4 protein-coding genes are annotated in these 1377 nt (G+C 61.2%); 2 read left to right on the top strand and 2 right to left on the bottom strand.

Going from position 1 to position 1377, the window contains the following annotated elements; all coding sequences use genetic code 11:
• Positions 1 to 260: hypothetical protein (locus MJD61_04565; protein ID MCG8554550.1), on the top strand; the 260-nt coding region annotated here is incomplete at its 5' end.
• A 70-nt stretch (positions 261 to 330) separates the two neighbouring features.
• Here the strand turns inward: MJD61_04565 and MJD61_04560 are convergent.
• Positions 331 to 768: a PIN domain-containing protein gene (locus tag MJD61_04560; GenBank protein MCG8554549.1), complete on the bottom strand. Its 438-nt coding sequence runs from the start codon at positions 766 to 768 to the stop codon at positions 331 to 333.
• A complete protein-coding gene (locus MJD61_04555) occupies positions 765 to 1010 on the bottom strand; it encodes a hypothetical protein (GenBank protein ID MCG8554548.1) in 246 nt (81 codons plus the stop codon). Before MJD61_04555 ends, MJD61_04560 begins: the two co-directional genes overlap by 4 nt.
• A 44-nt stretch (positions 1011 to 1054) precedes the next feature.
• Between MJD61_04555 and MJD61_04550 the strand changes: the two genes are divergently transcribed.
• Complete coding sequence (locus tag MJD61_04550; protein MCG8554547.1) at positions 1055 to 1240, top strand: hypothetical protein; 186 nt, start codon at positions 1055 to 1057, stop codon at positions 1238 to 1240.
• Positions 1241 to 1377: the final 137 nt, after the last annotated feature.

Genomic DNA, 1377 nt, shown 5'->3' with positions numbered 1-1377 from the left:
CGCTTTCTAAGGCGTCGGGTCAAAATAACATTGCCATGTCGGCTTTGAGGCGTCGGGCCAGCAAGGCGCGCTGTCGCGCGAATACTCCCTGTATTCGAAGGCGGCGCAACACCGCTGGAAGGGATGGATCGAAATCGAAGTGGCGATGTTATTTTGATCCGACACTGCGACCTGCTGCCCCGGCCAACCACGGCATGGACCTGACGGCCCTCGAAGACATCGTGCTCTACCTCGACCACGAAAGCCGCACGACGCAGTAGCGCGCCAGACCCATGCTCCACGCCCCCCGACGCTATACCTGGAGCCTAGAGGCTAACCCTGTTTGGCGCTCTAGGCCGCGACGAGCGGGTTGACGACGCGTAGCTCGGGGAAACGGCTGAAGTCGCGGTCCGCGCTCCACAGTTCTCGTACTCCGTGATCGATGCACAGGGCTGCGATGCGCGCATCGTGCACCTTGGCCCCAACCACCGCCGAGGATCGCAGCACATCGGCCAGGGTGTCGAGGTGCCGCGGGCTCTCCCCAAGCACGTGTACCGTGGGCGCTCGCAGCCACTCACGCAACTGTGCCAGCGCCTGCTCCAGGGTGCTCGGGCGCCTGAAGATCCTTGGATTCGTCACAACGGCGAGCAGCTCGTGCAGCGTTGGCCACAGTAAAGCCCAGGTTCGTTGGCCCTCGGCGCATGAGCGCAGCGCAGCCAACGCTTGATGGTGGAATGGCATGTCGCGACGGTGTGCGTACACGAGGATGTTCGTGTCGACGGCGATCACCCGCCACGTCCTTCGTAGGCCCGGCGCCGGATTTCCTCCCAGTCGCTGGTCGTCAGGCCTTCGAGCAGGCCTCCTCGGCCGACCGACAGGTCTTTCATTACGTAGCGCTTCCTTTGCTCGGAGCGATCGAGGGTCTCGCGCAAGCCCTGCAAGACCAGCTCACGAAAAGTCAGGCCGCGTTGCCGGGCGTAGGCCTTGGCCCGGCGCAGCAGCTCGTCGGGGACATCAAGGGACGTTCTCATATGTAGAGACATATCAGGTGATATGTAAGTATGCAAGCTGGGCGTTGGTTGTGTGCCGCGATTACGACTGCGACTACGACCACGTCTACGTCCACGATCACGACTACGACCACGTCTACGACCACGATCACGACTACGACTACGACCACGACTATGAAGTGGCCCCCCAGTCAAGGTGCACGGATACATTAAAGCGAGACAAATCGCGCTTTTGGCAATCCATCGAGTAACTTCTCAAAAGGTGGTGGCGAGGAGAGGAGGGTAGGATCGCACAGGGTACAGAGCACTCAAGGAGCTTGGGCGCGGGCTTCGATGAGTGCGGGGAGAGCAGGGATACGGTTTTGGTTTTGAATCCGGTCGAGGAGGT

Source organism: Pseudomonadota bacterium, from assembly GCA_022361155.1.
Taxonomy (GTDB): domain Bacteria; phylum Myxococcota_A; class Polyangia; order Polyangiales; family JAKSBK01; genus JAKSBK01.
This window is presented reverse-complemented; position numbering and strand designations above follow the sequence as displayed.

Bases quoted from the DNA above. Each gene is read 5' to 3' on its own strand.
- MJD61_04555 (MCG8554548.1), bottom strand. From the start codon at position 1,010: ATGAGAACGTCCCTTGATGTCCCCGACGAGCTGCTGCGCCGGGCCAAG.